Raw genomic sequence first — 24,854 nt, 5'->3', positions numbered from 1 at the left:
ATGGCGCCGCACCTGCCCGGCGCAGCGCGCCTGCGTACCCATCGCGGCGGCCATGCGGGCCGCGCCGCGCGCGTCCTGCACTGGCTGGCCCTGCTGCTGCTGTGCGCCGCCTACCTGCAGGGCGGCTTGAACAAGCTGCTCGACTTCGGCGGCGCGGTGGGCGAGATGCAGCACTTCGGCCTGCAGCCGGCGGCGCCGCTGGCGGCAGCGGTGATCGCCGGCGAGCTGGGGGCGGCGGCCATGGTGCTGAGCGGCCGCCTGCGCTGGCTGGGCGCGGCCTGGCTGGCCCTGTTCACGGTGGCCGCCAGCTGCATCGCCAACCGCTACTGGGAACTGGCGGGCGCCGAACGCTTCATGGCGGCCAACGCTTTTTATGAACACCTGGGCCTGGCCGGCGGCTTCCTGCTGGTGGCCTGGCACGACCTGGCAAACAAGGAAAAAACATGGCAACCCGCGGCGCCAGCCTGAGTTTCATCGCCGGCTATGTCGACACGCTCGGCTTCATCGCCCTGCACGGCCTGTTCACGGCCCACGTCACCGGCAACTTCGTGCTGATCGGGCGCGAGGTGGTCACGCCGGGCAATGACGTGCTGCTCAAGCTGCTCGCCTTCCCCGCCTTCGTGGCCGGCATCGTGGCGGTGCGCGCCCTGGTGCGGCGCCGCCAGCGCGCCGGCGACGACGCGCTGCGCTCCTCGCACCTGCTGCAGGCGGCGCTGATGCTGGCCTCGGCCGCCTGCGGCCTGGCCGGCGCCGGCGACATGGCCACCGGCCTGCTGTGCGCCGCCGCCATGGGCGCGCAGAACGGCTACGGCAAGCTGCTGCTGGCGCAGCTGCCGGCCAGCACCGTCATGACCGGCAATGTGACGCAGCTGGTGATCGACGCGCTGGACCGCGCCGGCGGCGCCGAGCGGCCGGCCCTGGCGGCGCTGGGCGCCGGCGTGCTGGCCTTTGCCGCCGGCTGCGTGGGCGGCGCGCTGGCTTCGCGCTGGGGCATGGGCTGGGGCCTGCTGCCGGCCGTGGCGGCGCTGCTGGCGATGGCCGCCGTCAAAGGGCGATGATGCCGCGCTTGAGGGCGATGGTGACCGCATGCGTGCGGTCATTCGCATCGAGCTTGGACAGGATGCTGCGCATATGCGCCTTCACCGTCTCTTCCGAGATATCGAGTTCGAGCGCGATGCGCTTGTTGGCATTGCCGCCGGCGGCGCAGCGCAATACCTCCACCTCGCGCTCGCTCAGCAGGCCGGCCCCCAGGTGGCTGGCCAGCTGCTGCGCGATCTCCTGCGAAATATAGCGCTGGCCGCCGTGCACGGCGCGGATCATCGTCAGCAGCTCCTTGCGCAGGCTGCTCTTCAGCAGGAAACCGGCGGCGCCGGCCTCCAGCGCGCGCCGCACCTGCACGTCGCCGCCGAAGGTGGTCAGCATGACGACGCGCGCCTGCGGGAACTGGGCGCGGATCGCCTGCAGCGCCTCCACCCCGCACATGCCGGGCATGGCGATGTCCATGATGGTCAGGTCGGGGCGGCAGGCGGCATGCGCTGCCAGCGCCTCATTGCCGTCGCCGGCTTCGGCCACCACCTGCATGTCGGGCTGGCCGGCAATGGCATCGGCCAGGCCGGCGCGCAGCATGGGATGGTCGTCCACCAGCAGCACCCGGATTGGCGCGGCGCCGGTTGGTAAGTTTTGGGTATTCAAAGGGAAAGCTCCGCGCAAAGACTGCAGCGGGGAACTATAGCAAACGGATGGCGCGGCTGGCAATTTGCCGGGCGTGCGCCACGCCCGGCAAACAGGGGATTACTTCTTCTTGGCCTTGGATTTGGCCGGCACTTCCTTCGAGGCCGGGGTGGTGCCGCCCTGCACGCCCAGCGCGCCGCCGGTGCCCAGGCCGCCCGCCACTTCCTGCGCCTTGTAGTTGCGCACTGCGCGCACCACGTTGTTGTAGGAGTCCATGAAGGAGGCCACCAGGATCTTGCCTTCCGGGGTGTTGCTGTAGCCGCCCGCGCCGCCGAAGCCGCCGCCGCCGAACAGGCCGCCGAACATGCCGAAATCGAAGTTCTTGGCGCTGCCTTCGGCCGCCGCCAGCTGCACGCCGGAGCGGTTGTCGACCATCAGCAGCATGGTCGAGGCTTCATTGGCCTTCATGCTGCCGGCCACCATGCCGGCCACGCTGCCGATCAGGCCAAAGCCGCCCAGCGCGCCGCCCACACCCTGGGTGCCTTTCTGGCTGAAGGTGATGGTCGGGCTCATGGTGTAGTCGGCGGCCGCCATCTGGCCCTTGCCGAAGTTGCTGTTGGAGCGCATCTCGCCCGACTGCGCCAGCGCGCGCTCGCCCATCATATTGTCCATGGCTGCGCCGCGGTCCACCACCACGAAGCAGTTCGACTGCTGGATCATCATGCGCAGCACCGGCGTGGTCGAACCGAGCTTGTACTGGCCCAGCTGCTGGTACCACGGCGCGCTGCGGTCTTCCACCACGGCCAGGGTGCCGAGCGGCTTGTCGCATTTTTCCAGCTGGCTGCTGGCGTTGTTGGCGTTTTCGCCGCCGGCGCTGCCGGTAGCGACGGTGCTGGCACCGCCCAATTGCGGTTGGGTGCCGGCACAGCCAGCCAGGAACAGGGCCCCAGCGGCCAGGATCATTGTCGATTTCATACGTATATCCCTTATTTTTTCCACTAAACTGCCGATTCTATAAGAAAGTCACACGCAAAAGTCTCTCGAAATATCACAACAACAGGATGGCTCGGCATGTGACACCGGGCCCGGTTTGGGCGTACCATGAAGGTTCCTAAGAGCAAGGAAATGCTTCCATGAATGGCCCGGACCAGATAACACATTGGCGCGCTGCCATCTTTTCCCGTCTGGTCCAGGTGGTGCTGGTCCTGGGCCTGTGCACGGCGATACCAAGCATCCTGCAATCGGCGCGCGAAGGGCTGTGGGGCGTGGTGGTGGTGGATGTGATCGCGCTCGGCTGGCTGGCCATGCTGTGGCGGCTGGAAGGCCTGGTGTCCTACCAGGCGCGCGCCCTGCAATTCCTGCTGATCACCTTTGCCGTCGGCCTGGCCCTGATGCTGCAGGTGGGCCCGGTGGCGCACACCTACCTGCTGGCCGTGCCCTGCCTGGCGGCCCTGCTGGTGGGCCTGAAGCCGGCCATCTGGCTGCTGCTGGCCGGGGCGGTGGCGATCGTGCTGACCGGCTTTGCGCCGGCGCCCGACCCGGCTGCCGTCGGCCTGTCGGACGACGCCGCCCTGCGCGCCGCCATCGTGGCCCTGAATTACCTGTTCATCGCCGGCATCCTCACCTTCAGCTGCGGCGTGCTGCTGCGCCACCTGGCGCGTTCGCTGGCCGAGGGCGAGCAGCTGGCCTTCTACGACCCGCTGACCGGGCTGCCCAACCGGCGCCTGCTGCTGGACCGCCTGGGTAACTTACTAGCAAGCTCCGAGCGCCAGCAAGTGTTCAGCGCCGTCATGTTCGTCGACCTGGACCGCTTCAAGACCATCAACGACGCGCGCGGCCACGCCACCGGCGACACCCTGCTGCAGCTGGCGGCCGAACGCCTGTCGGAACTGGTGCGCAAAAGCGACACGGTGGCGCGCATCGGCGGCGACGAATTCGTGGTGATCCTGGCCCACCTGGCGCCCGACCTGCAGGCGGCCGGCAGCGCGGCGCAGCTGGTGGCGGAAAAGATCCGCGCCGCGCTGGCGCGCGACTTCGAGATCGGCGGCCAGTTCTACGCCTGCTCCGCCAGCATCGGCGTGACGCTGCTGCCCAAGTTCGGCCAGAACGCCGACGACCTGCTGCGCGAGGCCGATACCGCCATGTACCGCGCCAAGGCCGCCGGCCGCAATGGCATCGCCTTTTTCGAGGCCACCATGCAGGCCGAGGTCGAACGGCGCCTGACGCTGGAGCACGAGCTGGCACAGGCCATCGAGCAGGACCGCCTGCACATGGTGTACCAGCCGCAGTTCGACTGCCAGGGCCGCCTGCACGGCGCCGAGCTGCTGATGCGCTGGGAGCGCGACGATGGCGGCATGGTGTCGCCCGCCATCTTCATCCCGCTGGCGGAGGAAGCGGGCCTGATCGTACCGCTTGGCATGTGGGCGCTGCGCCAGGCGTGCCTGGCGCAGCAGCGCATGGCGGCGCAGGGGCTGTCGTTGCCGCTGTCGGTCAACGTCAGCCCGCAGCAGTTCCGCCAGGCCGATTTCGTGCAGCAGGTGCGCAATACCCTGCAGGAGCACGCGGTGGAGCCGGCCCTGCTGATCCTGGAGGTGACGGAGGGTTTGCTGGTGGAGAAACTGGAGGAGACGGTGGCGCGCATGAACGAACTGGCCGCGCTCGGGGTGCGCTTCTCGATCGACGACTTCGGCACCGGCTATTCCAGCCTGGCCTACCTGAAGCGCATGCCGCTGTACGAACTGAAGATCGACCGCAGCTTCATCATGGACATGCCGGACGACCCGAACGACGTGGTGATCGTGCAGGCCATCCTGGCGATGGCCGAGCAAATGGGCTTGCGCGTGGTGGCGGAAGGGGTGGAAACCCAGGCCCAGGCCGACTTCCTGGCCGCCCACGGCTGCCACGCGCTGCAAGGCTACCTGCTGGGCCGCCCGGCGCCGCTGCCGGCCCTGCTCGACCTGCTGGCGGCGCAGGCCGCGCTGTCGGCGCGCACGCCGGGCACCAGCCCGGCGTGAATCCGCCTTAATCCAGCTTGACCGTCAGCGCGGCGCGCATGGCCACGCAGCGCTGGTCTTCCTGGTGCGCCACCAGCAAAGCGCGGCGGGTGCCGGCGCTCAGGTCCGGATGGGCCGCCGCGGCGTCGGCCAGGCGCTGCACGCTGGCGGCGGTGCAGGTGGCGGGGATCATGGCGCCCGCGTAGTCGCGCATGTAGACCGGACCAGCCGATTTGTCCAGCTGCGGCAGCTGGGCCAGGCGCGCCGCGGCGCTCTGCTCGTTCAGTGCCACCTGCGAGGCCGGGTACAGCGCGTACATGGCGGCGCGGATGCGCGAGAACGGCAGCTTGGTCTGGGTGTCACCGATCCTGGCCAGCCACTCCTGCTTCACCCTGGCGTCCGGACGCGCGGCCTGCGCCGTGACCACGGCCAGCTCGCCGCTGTCGGACTTGTCGCGCGCCTGCTCGGCAGCCAGGCGCGCTTCGGCACCGGCATACGCCTTGCGGTTCAGGATGGCGATCATCTCCCAGCGCAGGTCCTGGCTCAGGGCCAGGCCCGGCAGCTGCTCGCGGCCATCCAGCATGGCGGCGATGCGCGCCAGCGATTCCTTGCTGCCGGCGGCGGCCAGGTAGGTGCCGAACCAGCGGCGCTGGAAGTCGCCCTTGGCGGCCTTGGCCTGCGTCCAGGCCATCTTCTCCAGGCGCGCCGCCACGCTGCGGGTGTAGGCGCCCTCCGGCGCCATGGTGCGCAGGTAGCGCAGCGCCTGGCCCGACTTGCCCAGCACGTCGCCCAGCAGCACATAGTCCTTCTCCAGCGGCGCGTTGATCAGCACCGTGTCGAGGAACTCGTTGAGCGGCAGCGCGCCGTCGCGCACGTTGTCCCACATGCTGTGCCACAGCATGGTGCGCAGCAGCTTGTCCTCCACCTTGCTCACATCCTTGCGCGCGGTGGCGAAGGAACGGCTATCGAGCTTGGCTTTCACAAAGCCCCAGTCCTGGTAGTTCGGGTAGACCAGGTCCGGGCAGGCGGCGCCTTTCAGCTCCGCCACCTCGGTGCTGACGCCCTTGTAGGTCACCGGCAGCACCTTGGCCACGTTCAGCTGCTTGCCCTGCTTCTGCATCAGGGCCAGCTGCACGCGCTGCTCGCGCAGGGTCGGGAACTGCGCCACCGCGCTTTGCTGCAGGCTGAAGGCGTCGATCTTGCCGGCCTTGCAGCTGTAGTTGGCGGTGATGGTGTTCACGCCCGGCTGGTACAGCCAGTCCTGGGTCCACTGGCCCAGGTCGCGCCCGGCGGCGGCGGCCAGGCTGCCGATGAAGTCGTCCAGCTTCGCGTTCTTCCACTGGTACTTGACCAGGTAGTTGTGCACGCCCTTGCGGAACGTCTCCTCGCCCAGCAGGTGGCGCAGCTGCTTGAGGGTGGAGGCGCCCTTCGAGTAGGTGATGGCGTCGATATTGTCGAAGGCGTTGGCGGTGGACGGCACCGGCGTCTCGATCGGGTGCGTGGTGACGCGCTGGTCCATCACATAGGCGGCCGACTTGCCCTGCGAGTAGAAGTACTGCCAGGCCGAGTCCTTGAACTCGGTCGCTTCGGCGGTGGCCAGGGTGCCCATGAAGGAGGCGAAGCTCTCGTTCAGCCACAGGCCGTTCCACCATTCCATGGTGACCAGGTCGCCGAACCACTGGTGCGCCATCTCGTGCATGATGACGCTGGCCAGGTCGTGCTTCTGGGCGCTGGTCGGCTTGTCCTTGTACAGGAAGGAGTGCTCGGCGAAGGTGATGGCGGCGGCATTCTCCATGGCGCCGTACAGGAAGTCCGGCACGATCAGCTGGTCGTACTTGGCGTACTGGTAAGGGATGCCGAAGTAGTTGTCGAACCAGTCCAGGCCCTGCTTGGTGTATTCGAACCACAGGGCCGGGTCGACCTGGTCCGCCACCGACTGGCGCGCGAACAGGCGCATCGGGTACTTCGAACTCTTCGTGTCTTCCCACACCTTGTAAGGGCCGGCGTGCAGCGAGAAGTTGTACGGGCTGAGGATCTTGGAGGCCGGGAAGGTCCAGCGCTTCATGCCGGCCTGGCCGGCGGCGTCCTCCACCTTCGACTCGCGCGTGGTCGATACCACGGTCCAGTCGGCGGGCGCCGTCACGTTGACCTGGTAGGTCGCCTTCAGGTCCGGCTGGTCGAACAGCGCGAACATCTGGTGCGCGGCAGCCGGCTCGAAATGCGAATAGGTGTAGACGCGGCCATCGACCGGATCGACCATGCGGTGCAGGCCCTCGCCATTGGTGCTGTGCGGGCGCTCGAACTCCACCGTCACCGTGTTGCGCCCGGCCTGCAGGTCGGCGGCGGCCAGGGTGATGAACCAGTTGTTGTACTGCGGCGCCGCCACGTTCTTGCCGTTGACCACCAGGCGCTTGACGCTGGCCTTGTTCAGGTCAATGGTCAGCGGCTGGGCGTTGTCCTTCAGGTCGAAGGTCACGGTGGTGGTGTTGCTGAAGCTTTCCTTGCCGGTCAGCGTGAAATCCAGCACATAGGCGACGTTCGACACGCGCGCCGAACGGGCGGCGGCATCGGCCTGGCTCAGGTAGGGGTTCTCGGCGCGGGCGGTGGGCGCCTTGTTGTCGGCCGCGATGCCGCTGGTGGCGGCAAGCACACCAACTGCCAGTGCAATGGCGTGAGGGACTAGCGATTTCATGGTTATCCTTATACATGTCTCGCCCCGGACCGGCCCCGGTCAGGTGGCGCAGGGATGATACCATTCCGGGATGGACATCAAACTCGAATCCCCCAACCAGCCGGAAGTTGTGGCACTGATCGACCAGCTGGACGCCTACCAGCTGTCGCTGTACCCGCCGGAGAGCGTGTATGCGCTCGACATGAATTCGCTGCTGCAGCCGAACGTGCTGTTCGCCGTGGCGCGCAACGCCGACGGCGCGGCAGTCGGCTGCGGCGCCATGGTGGTGACGCCGTCCTACGGCGAGGTGAAACGCATGTTCGTGCATCCGGCCGCGCGCGGCCAGGGCGTGGCGCAGCGCCTGCTCGGCATGCTGGAAGCGGAAGCGCTGGCGCGCGGCTGCCGCCAGTTCATGCTGGAGACCGGACCTGCGCAGCCGGAGGCGATCGGCTTGTATGAACGCCTGGGCTACCGCGTGCGCGGCCCGTACGGCGACTACCGCGACGATCCTTTGAGCGTCTTCATGGAGAAGGCGGCATGAGCCCCGATCCGCTGCTCGACCTGCGCCAGCGCACGCGCGCCTTCGCCGCCGCGCGCGACTGGGAGCAGTACCATACGCCGAAGAACCTGGCCATGGCGCTGTCGGTGGAAGTGGCGGAACTGGCCGAGCATTTCCAATGGCTGCCCACCGGCCGCGCGCCGGAACTGGCGCCAGGCCAGCAGGAAGCTATCCGGCAGGAGCTGGCCGATGTGCTGCTCTACCTGGTGCAGATCGCCGACAAGCTCGATGTCGACCTGCATGCGGCGGCGCTGGACAAGATCAAACTGAACGCGCTCAAATATCCCGCGCCCGACACTGGCCGCCCGCAGGGCCGCTAGCCGGCCAGAGCAAAGCTCCAGCCATCTTCCCACTCATTGTCGCCATCACGGGAGGCCCAGGTCCAGGCCCGAGGTCCGGACCAGGACGTAAGCGGCGAGCCCCAGGCCAAGAAACAACGGCAGCAAGATGGCAGCCACCTTGACGCCGGCGCGGCGCGCGGCGCGCCGCTCCTCCTTCCCCTTGTCGTAATGCCACTTGATGGCGAAGAACATGCCCGTGGCGAACACGAGGAACTTGAACGTAAACAAGACTACAGGGACCCAATCCATTTTTTGAATTTCCAGGCTTTGACTTGGGGCATACTAACCAAAAACAATTTCCATACATAGAGACAAAATGTCCCAGTTGAAATCCATACAAGAAAAGGACGCGCCAAGCTGGCTGCCGCGCCTGGCCGCGCACGGTGGGCCGCGTTTCTTGCAGATTGCGGACGCCTTGCAGGGCGCAGTCGAAGATGGAGCGCTGAAACCTGGTGACCGCCTGCCCCCGCAGCGCCAGCTGGCAGCGCAGCTGGGCGTCGACCTGACGACGATCACACGCGCCTACGACGAAGCGCGGCGCCGCAACCTGCTGGAAGGGCGTGGCGCGCGCGGCACCTATGTCGCGGCGCCCAAAGTCGAATTGACCTCGATCCTCGACCTGGGCATGAATACCCCGCCGCCACCGGATGGCGTGGACTTCGACGACTTGTTGAAGCAAGGCTTGGCGCAGGTGCTGATGCGGGCAGATAACGGCTTGCTGATGGATTACCACCTGGCCGGCGGCAGCGACTCCGACCGCAAGGCCGGCGCCCAATGGCTCGAACCGATGTTTGGCCAGCTGGATTCCCGGCAGCTTATTGTCTGCCCCGGCGCACAAGCGGCGCTCGCCGCCTTGATCCTGGCGCTGACGGAGCCGGGCGACGTTATCCTGGCCGAGCCCACGACTTACCCCGGCTTGCGTGCCGCCGCAGCCCAGTTCGGGCGGCAGCTGATCGCGGTCAGGACGGACAAGCACGGGATGGTCCCCGCACTGCTTGAGGAAGCGTGCCGCCAGCACAAGCCTGCGCTGCTCTACCTGAATCCGACATTGCAGAACCCGACCGCCAGCACGATGCCGGAACGCCGGCGCAAAGAGCTCGCCAGCGTCGCGAAACGCTGCCATCTGCGCATCGTCGAGGACGATCCCTACTGGCTCCTGGCCGAAGCCGCGCCGCCCCCCATCGCCACGTTTGCCCCGCAACAGGTGTACTACATCTCCACCCTGGCGAAATGCCTGACGCCCGGCCTGCGCGTCGCCTTTGTGCTGATCCGCGACCCGGACCAGCGCGATCGCTTCCTGGCCGCGCTCAGGTCATTTGCGCTGACGACCGCGCCGCTGACGGCCGCACTGGCCACCCAATGGATCTTCGACGGTTCGGCCGATGCATTGCTGGAAGGCGTACGCCAGGAAGCGCGCCTGCGGCACCGCATGGCGTGGAATATCCTGGCGGGGCGGGACAGCGGCCCCGGCGACGGCCTGCATGTATGGCTTGAGCTGCCGGCTTACTGGAACCCCTCGCAGCTGGCGCGCGCCGCCGCCAGCGAAGGCATCGCGGTCACACCGGCGGAGGCCTTCGCAACGGGCAGCGATTCCGCCAATGCAATCCGGATCTCGTTAGGGAGCATCAAGGACCGCGCGCGCCTGCAGGCGGGCCTGCAGCGCCTGTCCCAACTGCTTGCGCGGCGGCCCGAGTCGTTCAGCACCGCCGTGGTCTAGCTGCCCAGCGCAGGCAGGCGCGCCTTAACGCTCAAGGAACTGGGCGACGAAAGCGCTGTACTCGTCGCGCATCGGCAGCTCCAGGTCCGTTACGATGGCACGGCGCTGCGAGATGACTGGCAGCTTATCCTTCGGGTTGAAGCCAGCCTTTTCTTCCACACCCCAGTACAGTCCGACGCCACGCTTCTGCCAGTTCGGCAGTTCGTTGAAATTGATTCCGCGGCTAAACAACAGTTCGTTCTTGTCGGCCAGCGTTTTGCCCGCGATGGTGGCTGCGGCGCTGTTGGGATCAACGCCCTCTTTTCTCAGCATCCAGTAGCAGTGGGCATTCAGCGCATTGCGGTGCGCATCCTCGTTCCGCCACCTGAAGTAGTCGACCACCAGGCGCTTGGTGGGCAACTCGGAGATCCGGCAATCGAACGCCCCCAGCTTGCCAAGCATCAGGCTGAATTTTGCCGACGCCTCGCCGGCCAGGATGGAGTTGTACTTCCTTGTCTTACGGCCGAAGACATTGATATCCAGGTCAAACAGCAGGGAAATCTCGTCGCTCTCGGTATAGCCGTAGATCACCTTGAAGCCGCAATTCATCAGGTGCTTGGTGGTTTCGATCATCAAGTCGCGGAAGCGAATGTCAAACGGCGCCTCAAAGCCAGCCGTCTCCTTCGTCAGGCGGGTAAAGCTGCGGCCGTCGATCCGCGCGACCATGTAAATGCCGGGCAATACACATTGATCGTGCGCGGTTTCGTACACACGCATCGCTTCATCGAGTTCATCAAACTTCAATATTCCACTCCTTTACAACACGTTCGCCGTCGATCCAGTCGACGTAAAACAATTCGTCAAAGCCCTCTTCCATGCTGGGGAGCTCCAGGCGCTTATGGGTGCTGAGTATCCCGACACGCGGAATGCACTCCGCGCCCCGGCGCTGGGCATTCCATGCCAATGCCCGATCAAGATCGCTTTTGAAGTAATAGCACTTGATCCTGTAGCCGTGAGTGCGCAGCAGCTCTATATAGCGGGTGCGCACCACTTTGCTCGCATTCGTGTTGTCGATCACCAGCGGCATGCCGGTGTCGAAGCACAATTTGAACATCAGCTTTTCCCTGTTCTTGGTTTTTAGCAGGTCATTGCTGATACGCACATGGGAGTTGAAGAAATGCTCTTTGTAGAAGGTCGACTTGCCAGATGCCTGGATGCCGACAAATATCACCGCTTCCATCAAATTCCCAGCCCCTCGCGAATGCTGGCGTTGACGATGGCCCAGGCCTTCGAGTCAGCGGACACTTCGTCGTAGTGGCTGCCGCCGGGGAGGACGATGACCTCGGCGGGGTCGCCGGCGGCACGCGCGCGGCGGGCGTAGTTTTCGCCGGTGACGGTGGGCGAGATGTCGTCATGCTCGCCGTGGATCAGGATGGTACGCACGCCGGCCGGCAGCATTTCCGCGGGCGAGGTGTCGGCGAAGACGTCGGGACGGGCGGCGCTGGGGTGGCCGGCGATCTGCGCAGTCTCGCGTTCGCAGGTGCGGCGGATCAGGTCCGCTTCGTTGCGCAGGTCGGCCAGGCCACCCAGGCTGATCACGGTCTTGATCGGCAGCGGTTCAGGCGCCCAGGCGGGGCTCCATTCAGGCAGCTTGTGGCGCGAGACGGCCCATTGCGCGAGGTGCCCGCCGGCGGAGTGGCCGACGGCGACGATGCGCGCCAGGTCCAGGTTGCTGGCCTTGGCTTCGTGCTGGAGCAGGTCGACGGCGGTGGCGACGTCCTGGTACATGCCGGGGTAGCCGCCGCCTTCTTCGTCATAGCGTCGGTATTCGATGTTCCAGACCGCGATGCCCTGCCGGGTCAGCGCGCCTGCCATATTGCGCATCTGCTCGATGCCGCCGAAATGCACGGTCCAGCAGCCGCCGTGGATCAGCACCACCACGGGGTGCGGACCGGGACCGGCGGGCTTGAACAGTTCGACGAACTGGCTGGGGGCGGTGCCGTAGGCGACGCGCTTGTCCGGCGCGGGGCCGGTCAGGGCGAGGTAGGCTTGCAGGTCCATCGGCTGGGTGACGATCGCTTCAGGCGATGGGTGGGTCGGTGCGGGCATGCTTTTCCTTGGCGAGGATCGGGATAGCTCGCAGGATAGCATTTGGGCTTGGAGCCGTAAAACCGGGAAACCGGGGTCTGACCCATAGGGTCAGACCCCGAATATGCTAGCGCTTGGGCTTGGTGGTCGGCTTTTTCGGCGGGGTGTGTTTGCCGGACATTGGCGGCATGGCGTCGGCCAGGGTCATTTTCAGCTGTTTGCCGCCGACCCAGACTTTGCGCAGGTGCTTGAAGATGTCGTCCGGCATGCCGTCCGGCATTTCGACAAAGGCGTGGTCGTCGAACAGTTCGATGCGGCCGATGAAGCGCGATTCGAGGCCGCTTTCGTTGGCGATGGCGCCAACCAGGTTGCCCGGGTTGATGCCGTCCTGCGCACCGACTTCCACGCGGTAGGCGCGCATCGGCATCGGGGCGCCGCCTTCGGCTGCCTTGTCTTTCTTCTTGCGCTTGGGCGCTTCTTCGAACATCGGTTCGTCATCATCGGCGCGCGAGGACAGCTCGGGGGCTGGGCGCGCGGCGCGTTCCGCCTTGGCGGCACGCGGGGCTTTGGCCGCTGGCGCCGGTGGCGGGGTTTCGCCGTCGCGGTGCAGGCGCAGCGGCTGGCCGGCGACGCGCAGCACTTGCAGCGCTTCGATGTCGCCCGGCAGCAGGTCGGCCGGCATGTCCAGCAGCGAGTAGTCGTCGTAAATCTCGATGCGGCCGATGAACTTGGAGTCGATGCCGCCTTCGTTGGCGATGGCGCCGACGATATTGCCCGGCTTGACGCCGTGCTCGTAGCCCACTTCCACGCGGTAGGTGGCCATGCCCTGCTCCGGCTCGCGCGCGATGCGTTCCTTTTTCGGGCGCGGCTCACGTGGTTCACGCGGCTCGCGTGGTTCGCGCTGCTCGCGGCCTTCACGCTGCTGCGCCGGCGCGCCGTCTTCGTGCCAGCCTTTTTCGCGCGACTTGTCGAGCAGCAGCGGCTTGCCGCCGCAGGCCATCATGGCCAGCGCTGCGGCCACTTCCACCGCCGGGATATTGTGTTCGGCTTCGTATTCGCGCACCAGGTTTTCGAAGAAGGACAGGCCTTCCTGCGCCAGGGTGTCGGTGATCTGGTCCTTGAACTTGCTGATGCGGACGTCGTTGACCGCCTGCAGGGTCGGCAGCGTCATCGGGGTGACCGGCTGGCGCGTGGTGCGCTCGATCAGTTTCAGCAGGTTGCGTTCGCGCGGGGTGATGAACAGGATCGCTTCGCCGCTGCGGCCGGCGCGGCCGGTGCGGCCGATGCGGTGGGTGTAGCTTTCCGGGTCGTATGGCACGTCGTAGTTGACCACGTGCGAGATGCGTTCCACGTCCAGGCCGCGCGCGGCGACGTCGGTGGCGACCAGGATGTCGATCTTGCCGTCCTTCAGCTGGCCGATGATGCGCTCGCGCGCCGCCTGCTGCATGTCGCCGTTGATGGCGCCGGCCGAGAAGCCGCGCGCCTGCAGGCGCTCGGCCAGTTCTTCGGTGCCGATCTTGGTGCGCGAGAAGATGATCATGCCGTCGAACGGCTCGGCTTCCAGGATGCGGGTCAGCGCGTCCAGCTTGTGCATGCCGCTCACCAGCCAGTAGCGCTGGCGGATGTTGGTGTTGGTGGTGGTCTTGGCGGCCACCATGACTTCCGCCGGGTTGTTCAGGTAGGTGGTGGCGATGCGCTTGACCTGGGCCGGCATGGTGGCCGAGAACAGCGCGGTCTGGCGGCTGTCCGGGGTCTCCTGCAGGATGCGTTCAACGTCTTCGATGAAGCCCATGCGCAGCATTTCGTCGGCTTCGTCCAGCACCAGGGTTTTCAGTTCGGACAGGTCGAGCGAGCCTTTTTCCAGGTGGTCGATGACGCGGCCCGGGGTGCCCACCACGACGTGCACGCCGCGGCGCAGCGCCTGCAGCTGCGGGCCGTAGGACTGGCCGCCGTAGATCGGCAGCACGTGGAACTTCGGGATGTGGGTGGCGTAGCGCTGGAACGCTTCCGCCACCTGGATCGCCAGTTCGCGCGTCGGCGCCAGCACCAGCGCCTGCGGCGCTACCTGCTTGATGTCGATGCGGGACAGGATGGGCAGCGCGAACGCTGCGGTCTTGCCGGTGCCGGTCTGCGCGGTGCCGAGCACGTCGCGGTTTTCCAGCAGGTACGGGATGGTCGAGGCCTGGATCGGGGATGGGGTCTCGTAGCCTACTTCTTTCAGCGCCTTGAGGATGGGGGCGCTGAGGTTCAAATCGGTAAACAGGGTGTCTGACATGGCGGCACTCATAAATGGTTATTGTTGGTACGCCTGATGCGACGCGGGGAAACCGCTATTTTACCCTTTGCGGCTTGACATCATCCTTTAATGCATTTAATGCCATCTTCTCAATCAGCCCGGGCGCCAGCAGCTTGAGCCAGCGTCCCAGCTTGCCTTTGGCGGTCATCACCACCTCGCGCTTGCGCGCCTGCATGCCGTCGATGATCAGGCGCGCGCATTCGGCCACCGGCATGGCGCCCTCCTCGCGCAGGCTGCTCTTGCCCAGTTCCCCGCCGGCGGCGTTGTAGCCGCGATAACGGATCTGGGTGTCGACCACGCCCGGATAGGCGGTGGTGACGCTGACGCCGTGCGCCTTCATCTCGGCGCGCAGCGCTTCGAAGAAGCCGGCCATGGCGAATTTGGTGGCGCCGTAGGCGGTGCGGCCCGGCACGCCGACCAGGCCGGCCAGCGAGGACACGGCGACGATGCGGCCCTGGCTGGCCTTCAGGTGCGGCAGGGCGGCGTGGGTGCACCAGATGGCGCCCCACAGGTTGACGCGCATCAGGTCTTCGTACCAACTTAAGTCGCTCACTTCGTCGAACATGGCGTGGGCGGAGCGGCCGGCGTTGTTGATGAGGGTGTCGATGCGGCCGAAGCGTTCCACGGCGGCGGCGACCAGTTGCCGGCATTGCTCCTGCCGGGCGACGTCGGTCGGGACGACCAGGGTCTCGGCGCCGGCGGCGCGGCAGTCGGCGGCAACCTGCTCCAGCGCGGCGGCATTGCGGGCGGCAAGGACCAGGGCCTGCCCTGTTCCGGCCAGCTGGCGGGCCAGCTCGGCGCCGATGCCGTCGGAGGCGCCGGTGATGATGGTGACGTTCATGGGGACCTTTTTTCAAAACCGGTAAACCGGTGCCTGCCCCGCAGGGTCAGGCACCTTCTTCCGATTCATTATGCGGTAAGATCGGCGCTATGGATACTACGTACATTTTCTTTGCCGGCCTTGCGCTGGTGGCGGCTTCTGCCTCTGCGCAGCAGGCCCCTGTGGTGAAGGAGGCGCCGTTGCGCGCCCACCTTTCGTTCCTTGCCGATGACCTGCTGGAGGGCCGCGGCACCGGCCAGCGCGGCGGCGACCTGGCCGTGCGCTACCTGGAAACCCAGGCGGCGGCGATCGGCCTCAAGCCGCTGGCCAATGGCTTGTACCGCCAGCCGGTGCGCTTCCAGGGCACCAAGCTGGTGGACGGCAGTTCGATCCGCTTTGCGGCGGGCGCCAGCACCTTCACGCCGCGCCTGGGCCAGGATGTGCTGATCGGCACCGGCAGCGGCCGCGCCGAGGTCCTGCTCGATGCGCCGCTGGTGTTCGTCGGCTACGGCGCCATTGCGCCGGAGGAAGGATGGAACGACTACAAGGATGTCGACGTCAAGGGCAAGATCCTGGTCATGATGGTGAACGACCCGCAGCCCACCGCCGAGGAGCCGAACCGCTTTGCCGGCAAGGGCTACACCTACTACGGGCGCTGGATGTACAAGTATGAGGAAGCGGTGCGGCGCGGCGCCGCCGGCGCGCTGCTGATCCACACCACGCCGTCCGCCGCCTACGGCTGGAACGTGCCGTCCACCAGCTTCGCGCTGGAGCGCTTCCACGCGCCCGGCGGCGGCAACCTGCTGGAAGGCTGGCTGACCGAAGACTTCACGCGCACCCTGTTCCGCGCCGCCGGTTTCGACCTGGACACGCTGCGCGCGGCCGCCGAGCGCAAGGATTTCCGTCCGGTGGAGCTGAAGATCGGCGCCCACGCAGAGATCCGCTCCAGCGTGCGCCAGGTGGAACAGTTCAACGTGGTCGGCATCGTGCCGGGCAGCGATCCCAAGCTGCGCAGCCAGGCCGTAGTGTATTCGGCGCACTGGGACCACCTGGGCAAGGTGGATGGCCCGGCCGACGGCACCGACCGCATCTACAACGGCGCCATCGACAACGGTTCCGGCGCCGCCGCCCTGCTGGCCATGGCCGCCGCCGCCGTGCAGAAGCCGGCCAAACGCTCGCAGGTCTTCCTGTGGCCGGCGGCCGAGGAAGTCGGCATGCATGGCGCGCAGGCCTACGTCGCCAACCCGGCCTTCCCGCTCAAGGACACGCTGGCCGACCTGAACCTCGATTCGATGAACTTTGCCGGCCGCACGCGCGACATCGGCGTGGCCGGCGCCGAGCGCAGCTCGCTGTACGACAGCGCGGCCAAGGTAGCCAGGCGCATGGGCCTGAAACTGGCGCCGCCGATCCCGGACCTGTCGGGCGCCTATTTCCGCGCCGACCACTTCCAGTTCGCCAAGGCCGGCGTGCCGGCCTTTAACGTCGGCTCCGCCGTGTTCTCGGGCGACGGCCATTTCGAGTTCGAGCATGCGCACGACACTTCCGCCGCCAAGATCGTCGCCTTCAAGGACGACTACCACCGCGTCAGCGACCAGTACCACGCCAGCTGGGATTTGTCGGGCATGGTGCAGCAGGCGCAGTTTACGCTGAACCTGGGCTACGAAGTCGCCAACGGCAGCAGCATGCCAAGCTGGAAGAAGGGCGACCCGTTCAGCTTTGTGAAACGCTGAGCGACTGTTCGTTCTGCTCGAGCAGGGCGATGAACGCTTCGGCCGGCAGCGGCCGGCCGAAGAAGTAGCCCTGCATATGGCGGCAGCCATGGCGGCGCAGGAAGTCGAGCTGCTCCTGCGTTTCCACCCCTTCGGAAATCACTTCCAGCCCCAGGTTGCCGGCCAGCGCGATGATGGTGGTGACGATGGCCGCATCGTCGGGATCAACCGTCAGGTCGCGCACAAAGGTCTGGTCGATTTTCAGCACATCGATCTCAAAGCGCTTCAGGTGCGCCAGCGAGGAATAGCCGGTGCCGAAATCGTCGATCGCCAGCTTGATGCCGAGCTTCTTCAGCGCGTGCATCACTTCCGTGGCGTGCGCCACGTCGTTCATCACCGCGCTTTCCGTCAGTTCCAGCTCCAGGCAGTGCGGCGCCAGGCCGGTATCGGCCAGCACCTCCGCCACGCCCTGCACGAAATCGGGTTCCGCCAGCTGGCGCGCCGAGACGTTGACCGCCATGCGCAGCTCGTGCCGCCCTGCGCGCTGCCAGTCGCGCAGCTGGCGGCAGGCGGTGCGCAGCACCCAGTGGCCGACCGCCAGGATTTGCCCGGTCTCCTCGGCCAGCGGGATGAAGCGGTTGGGCGCCACCATGCCCATTTCCGGATGGCGCCAGCGGATCAGCGCCTCCATGCCCATGATGCGGCCGCTGGCGGCGTCCACCTGCGGCTGGTAGTGCAGCTCGAACTCGCGCCGCTCGAGCGCGGTGCGCAGCGCGCTTTCGATGCGCAGGCGCTCGCCCAGCTGCTCGTTCATGGCGGCGGTGTAGAACTGGTAGTTGTTGCCGCCCATTTCCTTGGCGCGAAACATGGCGATGTCGGCCCGCTCGGCCAGCACGCCCGGCTCCTTGCTGTCGCTGGGAAAGACCGCAATGCCGGCGCTGCAGGTCAGGAACAGTTCCGTGTTGTCCAGCACCAGCGGCGCGGCCAGGCTGTCCAGCACGCGCTGCAGCTGCTCGGCGCGCGGCGCGCTGCCGCCGTGTTCGGGCAGCAGCAGCAAGGCGAACTCGTCGCCGCCCAGGCGCGCCACCGTGTCCACCGGCCGCACCGCCGCCTGCAGGCGCGCCGCCACGATCTGCAGCAGGCGGTCGCCGCCCTTGTGGCCCAGGCGGCTGTTGGTAAATTTGAAGCGGTCCAGGTCGATCGACACCAGCCACAGCTCGTGCCCCTTGCGCCCCGAGTGCTGGATGGTTTGCGCCAGGCGGTCCTGCAGCAGCACGCGGTTGGGCAGGCCGGTCAGGCCGTCGTGCGTCGACTGGTGGTGCAGCTCGGATTCGTACTCCTTGATGGCGGTGATGTCGTGCTGGATCGAGATGAAATTGGTGACCGCGCCGTGCTCATCGCGCACCGGCGACATGTAGATGTCGTTCCAGAACTGGCTGCCGTCCTTGCGGTAGCAGCGCAGCACGGCGTGGCCGTCGCGCTGCTCGCGGATGGCCGTGCGCAGCTCGTCGATGCCCGGCTGGTCCAGGTCCTCGCCGAACAGCAGGCGCGGGCTGGTGCCCAGCACTTCGGCGCTGCTGTAGCCGGTGATGCGTTCATAGGCCGGGTTGACGTAGACGATCGGGTTGTGCAAGTCGCAGGAGGTGATCACCACCGCATTGGTGCTCGACTCGATGGCGCGCTGGCGCAGCAGCAAGGCCTGGTTGGCGGCCTTCAGTTCCGCCGTGCGGGTATCGACGCGCTGCTGGATCAGCAGCTTGCGCCGTTTCAGCGAATCGACAAAGGCCGAGCCGATCAGGGTGGTCAGGATGCCCAGCGCCAGCGTAAACAGCGAGGCCAGGTGCTCGCTGGCCAGCACGCGCGCCGGCGGCGTCGCCTGCAGCTGCCAGCGCGCCCCCGCCACGTCAAGCGGCAGCGCGACCGGCGCCAGGCGCGCCGGGTACAGCCAGCGCGGCAGTTCCAGGCCGCCGTTGGCGGGCGGCGGCGGCGACTGGTACACCAGGCTGGCCGGATCGGCGCTGGCGGCGGCATACACGCGCAGCGCCAGCGCCGTGCTGTCGGCGCCGGCGCTGGCAAAGATTTTCTTGATCATTTCGCCGGGCAGCAGGGTCAGCGCGGTTTCCCCCACCACCCGTCCGTCGCCGGCATACAGCGGCATCGCCACCACCACGCCCTGGCGCCGCCCTTCCTGGTGGCGCTGCACCAGCGGCACCAGCGGGCCGGCGGCCGGCGCGCCGCTGGCATAGGCGCGCTGGCGCGCACTGCCGTCGCCGTCGGCCTGCAGGGTGTCGAAGCCGAGCGCGCGCATATTGTCGGCCAGCGGCTCAATGTAATCGATCACGCGGTAGCGTTCGCGCGCCGGGGCCGGCACCAGCTGGCCATCGCGCAGGTCGCTGACCGTGGCGCCCGGCCGCAGCGCCTGCAGCGAGGCTTCGAAGGCGGGCCGCTCGGCATGCTCGATGAAGCGCAAATAGCTGATGCCCAGCACATAAGGGTGGCGCGCCAGCAGCGGCGCCACGAAACGGCGGAACTCGGCGCGGCTGGTATCGGGGCGGCTGGCAAACAGCTGGTTGACGGCGTGCAGGCTGCCGACCGCGCCGGCCACGCCTTCGCGCAGCACGAAGGCGCGCGCCTGCACCCGTTGTTCAAAGGCTAACTGGGCGCGCTGCGCCTCCAGCCGGCTGACCCCGGCAAACAGGGCGCCGGTCACGGCAAAGCCGCACAGCAGCGCCAACGCTGCCGTGCGAGTGCGGAAAAATTGCTGCGGTGCTGCGCTGTTCGCTTCGTCCATCGTGCCCCTGCCTTCGCCTTGCCAGCTTACCATTTTCGCACGGCTGGACAATAATTTCCATAGGGCAACAACGCGCCGGGGGCCTGGCGGGCGGCGCTATACTGGCCTGCCAAGCTCTGAGGAGGCGATCATGGACAAAACCTGGGTCGTCGTGGCCGACAGCAGCCACGCCCGCATCTTCCAGTTGCGCGAGCCGCAGCTGGAGCCGGAAGAATTGTTTGACCTGGCCAATCCGCTCGGCCGCGCCGACAACCGCCAGCTGGCGTCCGACGCGCATGGCCAGAATTTCGGCGCCGATGGCCGCGGCCATACCGCGCCGCGCGTGGAAGAGCCGGTGCAGCATGAAGTACGCCAGTTTGCGCGCGCCCTGGGCCACCGGCTCGACACCGCCGCCGCCCAGCAGCGCTTCCAGCACCTGGCCCTGATCGCCGCGCCGCGTTTCCTCGGCTTGCTGCGCGACAGCCTGGACAAGCAAACGCGCAAGCTGGTCACGGTGGAAGTGGCCAAGAACGTGGCCGGCTTCGCGCCGCACGACCTGCAAGCCTGCCTGCGCGACCTGGGGCGGCCGCCGCGTCCGGCCTGAGCTGCGTGGGTTGGCGCACAGATCGCCCTGCCGTCCGGGCCCACACTCGCTAGCTGGACCGTTCTGGAGAGAGACATGGCTGAGCACAGCAAACCCCATCCCACGTCCCACGCCCAACGCACCGGGCTGGCCGCCCTCGCCTGCAGCGCCCTGCTGGCCGGCTGCGGCGGCGGTGGCGGCGGCAGCGCGCCCATCACGCAGCCGGAGCCGCCGCAGCCGCCCACGCCCAGTTTCGCCCTGGCCCTGCGCGAAGTGGCCAGCGGCTTCGACGCGCCGCTGCTGCTGACCGCGCCGGCCGGCGACACGCGCCGCTTCATTGTCGAGCGGCCGGGCCGCGTGCGCATCCTGGCGCCCGATGGCAGCGTGCGCGCCACGCCCTTCCTCGATTTGAGCGGGCTGATCAGCACGACCGGCGAAGGCGGCCTGCTGTCGCTGGCCTTCCACCCCGGCTACGCGCAGAACGGCCGCTTCTACATCTACTACACCGACAAGTTCAGCAATATCGCCATCGACGAAGTCCGCGTGTCGGCCGACGCCAACGTGGCCGACAAGGACTCGCTCAAGCGCATCATCACCATCCCGCACCCGACCTACACCAACCACTACGGCGGCTTGCTGGCCTTCGGCCCGGACGGCTACCTGTATGCCGGCACCGGCGATGGCGGCGGCGCCGGCGACCCCGACAACAACGCGCAGAACCTGGACTCCCTGCTGGGCAAGATGCTGCGCCTGAACGTGGACAACCCGCTGCCGCCGCTCTACACGACGCCGGCCGACAACCCCTTTGCCGGCCAGGATGGCAAGCGCGGCGAAATCTGGGCCTACGGCCTGCGCAACCCATGGCGCTTCGCCTTCGACCCGGCCAGCGGCGCGCTGTACATCGCCGACGTGGGCCAGGACCAGCGCGAGGAAGTCAATATCGTCTCCTCGGCGCTGAAGGCGGCCAACTTCGGCTGGGACATCATGGAAGGCACGCGCTGCTACAACAGCGCCACCTGCAGCCAGCAAGGCCTGACCCTGCCCGCCTTCGAATACGAACACGGCGCCGGCAATGCCAACGGCTGCTCGATCACCGGCGGCTTCGTCTACCGCGGCGCCGCCCTGCCCGAGCTGGCCGGGCGCTACCTGTACTCGGACTACTGCAAGGGCTTCCTGAAGAGCTTCCTGTACGCCAATGGCAGCGTCAGCGAAGCCAAGCAGTGGGACGTGGGCAGCGTGGGCAATATCCCGGCGTTTGGCCAGGATGCGGCGGGCGAAATCTACATGCTGAGCGGGGCCGGCAAGGTTTACCAGATCGTGCGCAAGTAGCGGTTACAATGGGGGCTTTCCACTGCCCCCGACCGTAACGCAATGGCCAGACTGAAGCTCGAGTTCCCGGAAGACCAATTCTGTTTTTCGACCCAGCTGACGGTGCGCGTGACCGACATCAACGCCGCCAACCACCTGGGCAACGATTCGATGATTTCCATGATCTCGGAAGCGCGGGCGCGCTTCCTGTTCGAGTTCGGCGTGCAGGAAACCGAGCCGGACGGCACCGGCATCATCGTCACCGACCTGGCCACCACCTACCGCGCCGAGGCGCATGCGCGCGACCAGCTGCTGTTCGAGGTGGGCGTGATGGACTTCAATAAATACGGCGGCGATGTCACCTTCCGCGTCACCCGCCCGGCCGATGGCAAGGTAGTTGCCATGGCCAAGCAGGGTTTCGTCTTCTACAACTACAAGAGCAGCCAGGTGGTGCCGATGCCGGACGACTTCCGCGCCAAGTTCAGCCGCGTCAACTGGATCGACTGACCGGCCTTATTTCTTGCTCAGCTGGGCCGGGGCGGTAAAGGTTTCCTTGAACCACTTATCGACCATCGGTTTCTCGTAGCGCAGCAGGTCACCCTCGCGGTAAGGGTTAATCCCCTGCAGGTACATCATATTGTTCAGGCTCGAGTTGCCGCTGGCAATCACCTTGCCATCCTGCTCCAGCGAATAGTTCAGCTGCATGGTGGGCCAGTCAGCGCCGCCGCGCAGCACGCGCAAATCGCGCATCGAGTTACGGCGCGGTTCCACCCGGCCGGCCAGGTCAATCTCGGTCACGGTAATGTTCAATTGCTGGTTGGCCGGCAACTGCTTGCCCAGGCGCGCGAAATGCTCGGAAAACTCCTTCAGCACCTCGGTCCGGTCCTGGTCCCAGAACGGCACATCGATGAATTTATCCGGGTCCTTATAGGTGACGTTCACCGTGCCGGCCGACGCGGCGCCAGCCGCAGCCAGCATCAGGGCAGCTGCAATCCAGAGGCGGGTTTGGCGTTTCATGATAGCGATCCTTTCATAGACAACCTTCAATATACTCCTCCGCCGCGCCGCCGGTGCCGATGAAACAGTTTCTAACAAAAAAAACGGGCCGGAAACGTCCGGCCCGTCGCTGCCCCGCTAGCGCGGCTTAGGTGCCGATGCGGCCGCCGTCATTCTTGGTGATGGCGATGGTGGCCGAGCGCGGACGCTTGCCGGCGCCGTAGCCGGCATTGGCCGGCCACTGGCTGGTGTACTTGGCCGGATCGGCCAGGTTGGCCTGGCTGGTGCCCTCGCCCGGGTGCTGGATGTTGACGAACAGGGTCTTGCCATCCGGCGTCTCGGCGATGCCGGTCAGTTCGCAGTCGACCGGGCCGACCAGGAAGCGCTTCAGGGTATCGGCGGTCGGGGTCTTGCCGACGAAGGTATCGACATTGCCCGACGGGTAAGCCAGCGTGACTTTCTTGCCGTCGCCCACGCTGCCCGGCACGCCGGCCAGCATCATGCAGTTGGTGGCATCGGTGTAGGCGCCGTCGTCGGTCTGGATCCAGCAGATGCCGGTGGCCTTGGAGAAGGCCAGGCCGTCCGGGCTGGAGAAGTCCTGGTCCGCGGTCAGGCTGGACAGGTTGACCATGCCCGGGTTGGCGTCGGACTGGGCGCCGAACAGGTAGACGTCCCAGCTGAAGGTGGCGGAGGCGTTGCCGTCCTTTTCCTTGACGCGCAGGATGTGGCCGTTCACGTTGCCGGTCTGCTTGCTCGTGCCCTTCATGTCCTCATAGCTACGCGGGTTCGGGCCATCCGGCGCGGTGCGCGAGCTGTTGTTGGTCAGCGTGAAGTACACCTCGCCATTGGCCGGGTTGACCGAGCACCACTCCGGGCGGTCCATCTTGGTCGCGCCCACAGCGTCCGCCGCCAGGCGGGCATTCACCAGCACGTCCGCCTGGTCGGCGAACTTGTAGGTAGCGTAGCCGGCAATCGCCGCGTTGCTGATGCTCAGCTCGATCCAGGAACCGGTGCCGTCGGCGTTGAACTTGGCCACGAACAGCTTGCCCGCATCCAGGTATTTGTCGCCGGTGGCCAGCAGGTCGGCCGGGGTGGCGTCGGCGTCGCTCCAGGTGGCGCTGGAGACGAATTTGTAGATGTACTCGTTGCGCGAGTCGTCGCCCATGTACACCGCCAGCGGCTGGCCGGCCACGGTCTTGCCGAACGCCGCGCTTTCATGGGCGTAGCGGCCCAGGGCGGTACGCTTGCGCAGGGCGCGGGTCTTGTTGTACGGGTCGGCTTCCACGATGTAGCCCTGGCCGTTCATCTCGTTGCGGTAGTCGTCGGTGCCATCGACCGAAGCGCCCAGCTTGGAGTTGTTCCAACGCGCGTACTTGTCGTCGCTGCCGCCGGTTTCCCAGCCGTGGCGCGAAGCGGCGCCCTGGCTGCGGCCATAGCGCTTGAGCGCAGCCACGCTCTTGTCGTTGCCGCGCGCCGCATCGTCCGCCGCGCCGCGGGTGAAGTAGCCGCTCCAGTTCTCTTCGCCGGAGACGAAGGAACCCCACGGGGTCTTGCCGGTGCCGCAGTTGTTCAGGGTGCCGCGGGTCTTGGTACCGTCCGGCGAATACTTGGTCTTCAGCAGGGCATTGCCCTTGGCCGGGCCGTGGATATCGCACTCGGTCAGGCAGGTGACGCGGCGGTTGTACGCCGAATCCTTGACGTACTCCCACTTGCCGCCATTCTTTCGCACTTCCACCACGGAGATGCCGTGCAGCGCCGTTTCGCGATCCACTTCGGCTGCCGGGCGCGGCAGCGTGTTAGTGCCGCCGTTGGCGTGGATGAAGAAGGACGACAGCTTGTCGTTGGTGGTGGCTTCATGGTTCATGGCCAGCAGGCCGCGCTCATTGCCGTTGGCCGATGGCTTGCCGGCGCTGTCCAGGCCGAAGAACTCCATGCCGTCGTGGTGGTCGCCGGCGCGGTTCTCGAAATCGGCATCGCTGCCATCGTTCTTGTAGGCGGTGGCGGACGCGGTCAGCGGATCGCCCAGGGCGTAGACCACGGTGGCGGTGTAGCCGGCCGGCACGATCACGCTATCGGCCAGGCTCTTGCCCACGGCGGCGAAGCCCAGCAGCTTCTCGCTCGGGGTCGGCACTTCCGGTTTGGTGACGACCGGCGCATCGTCGCCGCCGCCACAGGCGGTCAGCGTGGCCGAACCCATCATCACGGAAATGGCCGAGGCCACCGAGCCGCGCAGCAGGTTGCGGCGGCTGATGCGCTTGTCGAGGATTTCGCTGAAGTGTTCGTTCGGGGTATCGTTGTAGCCGATGTCGTCGTGATCGATTTTGTTTTCCATGACGCTTTCCAAGGGTGGGGG

Annotated in this window: 22 protein-coding genes; 10 read left to right on the top strand and 12 right to left on the bottom strand. The window is 66.8% G+C overall.

Annotated elements, in window-relative coordinates:
* Positions 1–468: a DoxX family protein gene (locus ACE3TQ_RS03215; RefSeq protein WP_374580491.1), complete on the top strand. Its 468-nt coding sequence runs from the start codon at positions 1–3 to the stop codon at positions 466–468.
* On the top strand, positions 444–1,058 hold the full coding sequence (locus ACE3TQ_RS03210; RefSeq protein ID WP_374580490.1) for a YoaK family protein: 615 nt from the start codon (positions 444–446) through the stop codon (positions 1,056–1,058). Before ACE3TQ_RS03215 ends, ACE3TQ_RS03210 begins: the two co-directional genes overlap by 25 nt.
* On the opposite strand, the gene ACE3TQ_RS03205 is transcribed toward ACE3TQ_RS03210, so the two are convergent.
* Positions 1,045–1,692 (bottom strand): response regulator, encoded by a 648-nt coding sequence (locus tag ACE3TQ_RS03205; RefSeq protein WP_374580489.1) that lies wholly within the window; start codon positions 1,690–1,692, stop codon positions 1,045–1,047. The genes ACE3TQ_RS03210 and ACE3TQ_RS03205 overlap by 14 nt on opposite strands.
* Positions 1,693–1,791: 99 nt before the next feature.
* The gene (locus tag ACE3TQ_RS03200; protein ID WP_374580488.1) at positions 1,792–2,646 is read right to left on the bottom strand and encodes a CsgG/HfaB family protein; all 855 of its coding nucleotides are present in this window, start codon (positions 2,644–2,646) and stop codon (positions 1,792–1,794) included.
* Between the two features lie 158 nt (positions 2,647–2,804).
* Between ACE3TQ_RS03200 and ACE3TQ_RS03195 the strand changes: the two genes are divergently transcribed.
* A complete protein-coding gene (locus ACE3TQ_RS03195; protein ID WP_374580487.1) occupies positions 2,805–4,685 on the top strand; it encodes a putative bifunctional diguanylate cyclase/phosphodiesterase in 1,881 nt (626 codons plus the stop codon).
* 7 nt (positions 4,686–4,692) lie between these two features.
* On the opposite strand, the gene pepN is transcribed toward ACE3TQ_RS03195, so the two are convergent.
* A complete protein-coding gene (gene pepN / locus ACE3TQ_RS03190) occupies positions 4,693–7,356 on the bottom strand; it encodes an aminopeptidase N (protein WP_374580486.1) in 2,664 nt (887 codons plus the stop codon).
* 70 nt (positions 7,357–7,426) lie between these two features.
* Between pepN and ACE3TQ_RS03185 the strand changes: the two genes are divergently transcribed.
* Positions 7,427–7,876 carry a GNAT family N-acetyltransferase gene (locus ACE3TQ_RS03185; protein ID WP_374580485.1) on the top strand — a complete coding sequence of 150 codons (450 nt, stop codon included), beginning with the start codon at positions 7,427–7,429 and terminating at the stop codon, positions 7,874–7,876.
* Positions 7,873–8,214, top strand: a complete 342-nt coding sequence (locus ACE3TQ_RS03180; protein WP_374580484.1) for a nucleotide pyrophosphohydrolase — start codon at positions 7,873–7,875, stop codon at positions 8,212–8,214. The genes ACE3TQ_RS03185 and ACE3TQ_RS03180 overlap by 4 nt, the downstream gene beginning before the upstream one ends.
* A 45-nt stretch (positions 8,215–8,259) precedes the next feature.
* Here ACE3TQ_RS03180 and ACE3TQ_RS03175 read toward each other — a convergent pair whose 3' ends face one another.
* Positions 8,260–8,463, bottom strand: coding sequence for a hypothetical protein (locus ACE3TQ_RS03175; protein ID WP_374580483.1), 204 nt, complete (start codon positions 8,461–8,463; stop codon positions 8,260–8,262).
* 88 nt (positions 8,464–8,551) lie between these two features.
* On the opposite strand from ACE3TQ_RS03175, the gene ACE3TQ_RS03170 reads away from it, so the two are divergent.
* Complete coding sequence (locus tag ACE3TQ_RS03170; RefSeq protein ID WP_374580482.1) at positions 8,552–9,952, top strand: PLP-dependent aminotransferase family protein; 1,401 nt, start codon at positions 8,552–8,554, stop codon at positions 9,950–9,952.
* 24 nt (positions 9,953–9,976) lie between these two features.
* On the opposite strand, the gene ACE3TQ_RS03165 is transcribed toward ACE3TQ_RS03170, so the two are convergent.
* The 5 genes from ACE3TQ_RS03165 to ACE3TQ_RS03145 form a co-directional block, all read right to left on the bottom strand.
* Entirely contained in the window at positions 9,977–10,735 is a 759-nt protein-coding gene (locus tag ACE3TQ_RS03165; protein WP_374580481.1) for a tRNA(His) guanylyltransferase Thg1 family protein, read from the bottom strand.
* Positions 10,725–11,171: an AAA family ATPase gene (locus ACE3TQ_RS03160; RefSeq protein ID WP_374580480.1), complete on the bottom strand. Its 447-nt coding sequence runs from the start codon at positions 11,169–11,171 to the stop codon at positions 10,725–10,727. Before ACE3TQ_RS03160 ends, ACE3TQ_RS03165 begins: the two co-directional genes overlap by 11 nt.
* Positions 11,171–12,040, bottom strand: a complete 870-nt coding sequence (locus ACE3TQ_RS03155; RefSeq protein WP_374580479.1) for an alpha/beta hydrolase family protein — start codon at positions 12,038–12,040, stop codon at positions 11,171–11,173. The genes ACE3TQ_RS03160 and ACE3TQ_RS03155 overlap by 1 nt, the downstream gene beginning before the upstream one ends.
* A gap of 106 nt (positions 12,041–12,146) precedes the next feature.
* On the bottom strand, positions 12,147–14,294 hold the full coding sequence (locus ACE3TQ_RS03150) for a DEAD/DEAH box helicase (RefSeq protein ID WP_374580478.1): 2,148 nt from the start codon (positions 14,292–14,294) through the stop codon (positions 12,147–12,149).
* A 55-nt stretch (positions 14,295–14,349) separates the two neighbouring features.
* A complete protein-coding gene (locus ACE3TQ_RS03145) occupies positions 14,350–15,156 on the bottom strand; it encodes an SDR family oxidoreductase (RefSeq protein WP_374580476.1) in 807 nt (268 codons plus the stop codon).
* Positions 15,157–15,245: 89 nt separating this feature from the next.
* Here ACE3TQ_RS03145 and ACE3TQ_RS03140 point away from each other — a divergent pair, with 89 nt between their 5' ends.
* Positions 15,246–16,865, top strand: a complete 1,620-nt coding sequence (locus tag ACE3TQ_RS03140) for a M28 family peptidase (RefSeq protein WP_374580474.1) — start codon at positions 15,246–15,248, stop codon at positions 16,863–16,865.
* Here the strand turns inward: ACE3TQ_RS03140 and ACE3TQ_RS03135 are convergent.
* The gene (locus ACE3TQ_RS03135) at positions 16,846–19,635 is read right to left on the bottom strand and encodes an EAL domain-containing protein (RefSeq protein ID WP_374580473.1); all 2,790 of its coding nucleotides are present in this window, start codon (positions 19,633–19,635) and stop codon (positions 16,846–16,848) included. The genes ACE3TQ_RS03140 and ACE3TQ_RS03135 overlap by 20 nt on opposite strands.
* Before the next feature lie 130 nt (positions 19,636–19,765).
* Here ACE3TQ_RS03135 and ACE3TQ_RS03130 point away from each other — a divergent pair, with 130 nt between their 5' ends.
* The 3 genes from ACE3TQ_RS03130 to ACE3TQ_RS03120 all read left to right on the top strand — a co-directional run bounded on the left by ACE3TQ_RS03130 (position 19,766) and on the right by ACE3TQ_RS03120 (position 22,012).
* Positions 19,766–20,218, top strand: coding sequence for a host attachment protein (locus tag ACE3TQ_RS03130; protein ID WP_374580472.1), 453 nt, complete (start codon positions 19,766–19,768; stop codon positions 20,216–20,218).
* A gap of 75 nt (positions 20,219–20,293) precedes the next feature.
* Positions 20,294–21,526, top strand: a complete 1,233-nt coding sequence (locus ACE3TQ_RS03125; RefSeq protein WP_374580471.1) for a sorbosone dehydrogenase family protein — start codon at positions 20,294–20,296, stop codon at positions 21,524–21,526.
* Positions 21,527–21,568: 42 nt separating this feature from the next.
* The gene (locus tag ACE3TQ_RS03120) at positions 21,569–22,012 is read left to right on the top strand and encodes a thioesterase family protein (RefSeq protein WP_374580470.1); all 444 of its coding nucleotides are present in this window, start codon (positions 21,569–21,571) and stop codon (positions 22,010–22,012) included.
* Positions 22,013–22,018: 6 nt separating this feature from the next.
* Here ACE3TQ_RS03120 and ACE3TQ_RS03115 read toward each other — a convergent pair whose 3' ends face one another.
* Both ACE3TQ_RS03115 and ACE3TQ_RS03110 read right to left on the bottom strand, forming a co-directional pair.
* A complete protein-coding gene (locus ACE3TQ_RS03115) occupies positions 22,019–22,522 on the bottom strand; it encodes a DUF3016 domain-containing protein (RefSeq protein ID WP_374580469.1) in 504 nt (167 codons plus the stop codon).
* 127 nt (positions 22,523–22,649) lie between these two features.
* Positions 22,650–24,833 (bottom strand): PhoX family phosphatase, encoded by a 2,184-nt coding sequence (locus tag ACE3TQ_RS03110; RefSeq protein ID WP_374580468.1) that lies wholly within the window; start codon positions 24,831–24,833, stop codon positions 22,650–22,652.
* Positions 24,834–24,854: the final 21 nt, after the last annotated feature.

This window comes from Pseudoduganella sp., assembly GCF_041914865.1.
GTDB lineage: Bacteria > Pseudomonadota > Gammaproteobacteria > Burkholderiales > Burkholderiaceae_D > Rugamonas.
Note: the sequence above shows the minus strand (reverse complement) of the source record. Positions and strands in the feature narration are given on the sequence as shown.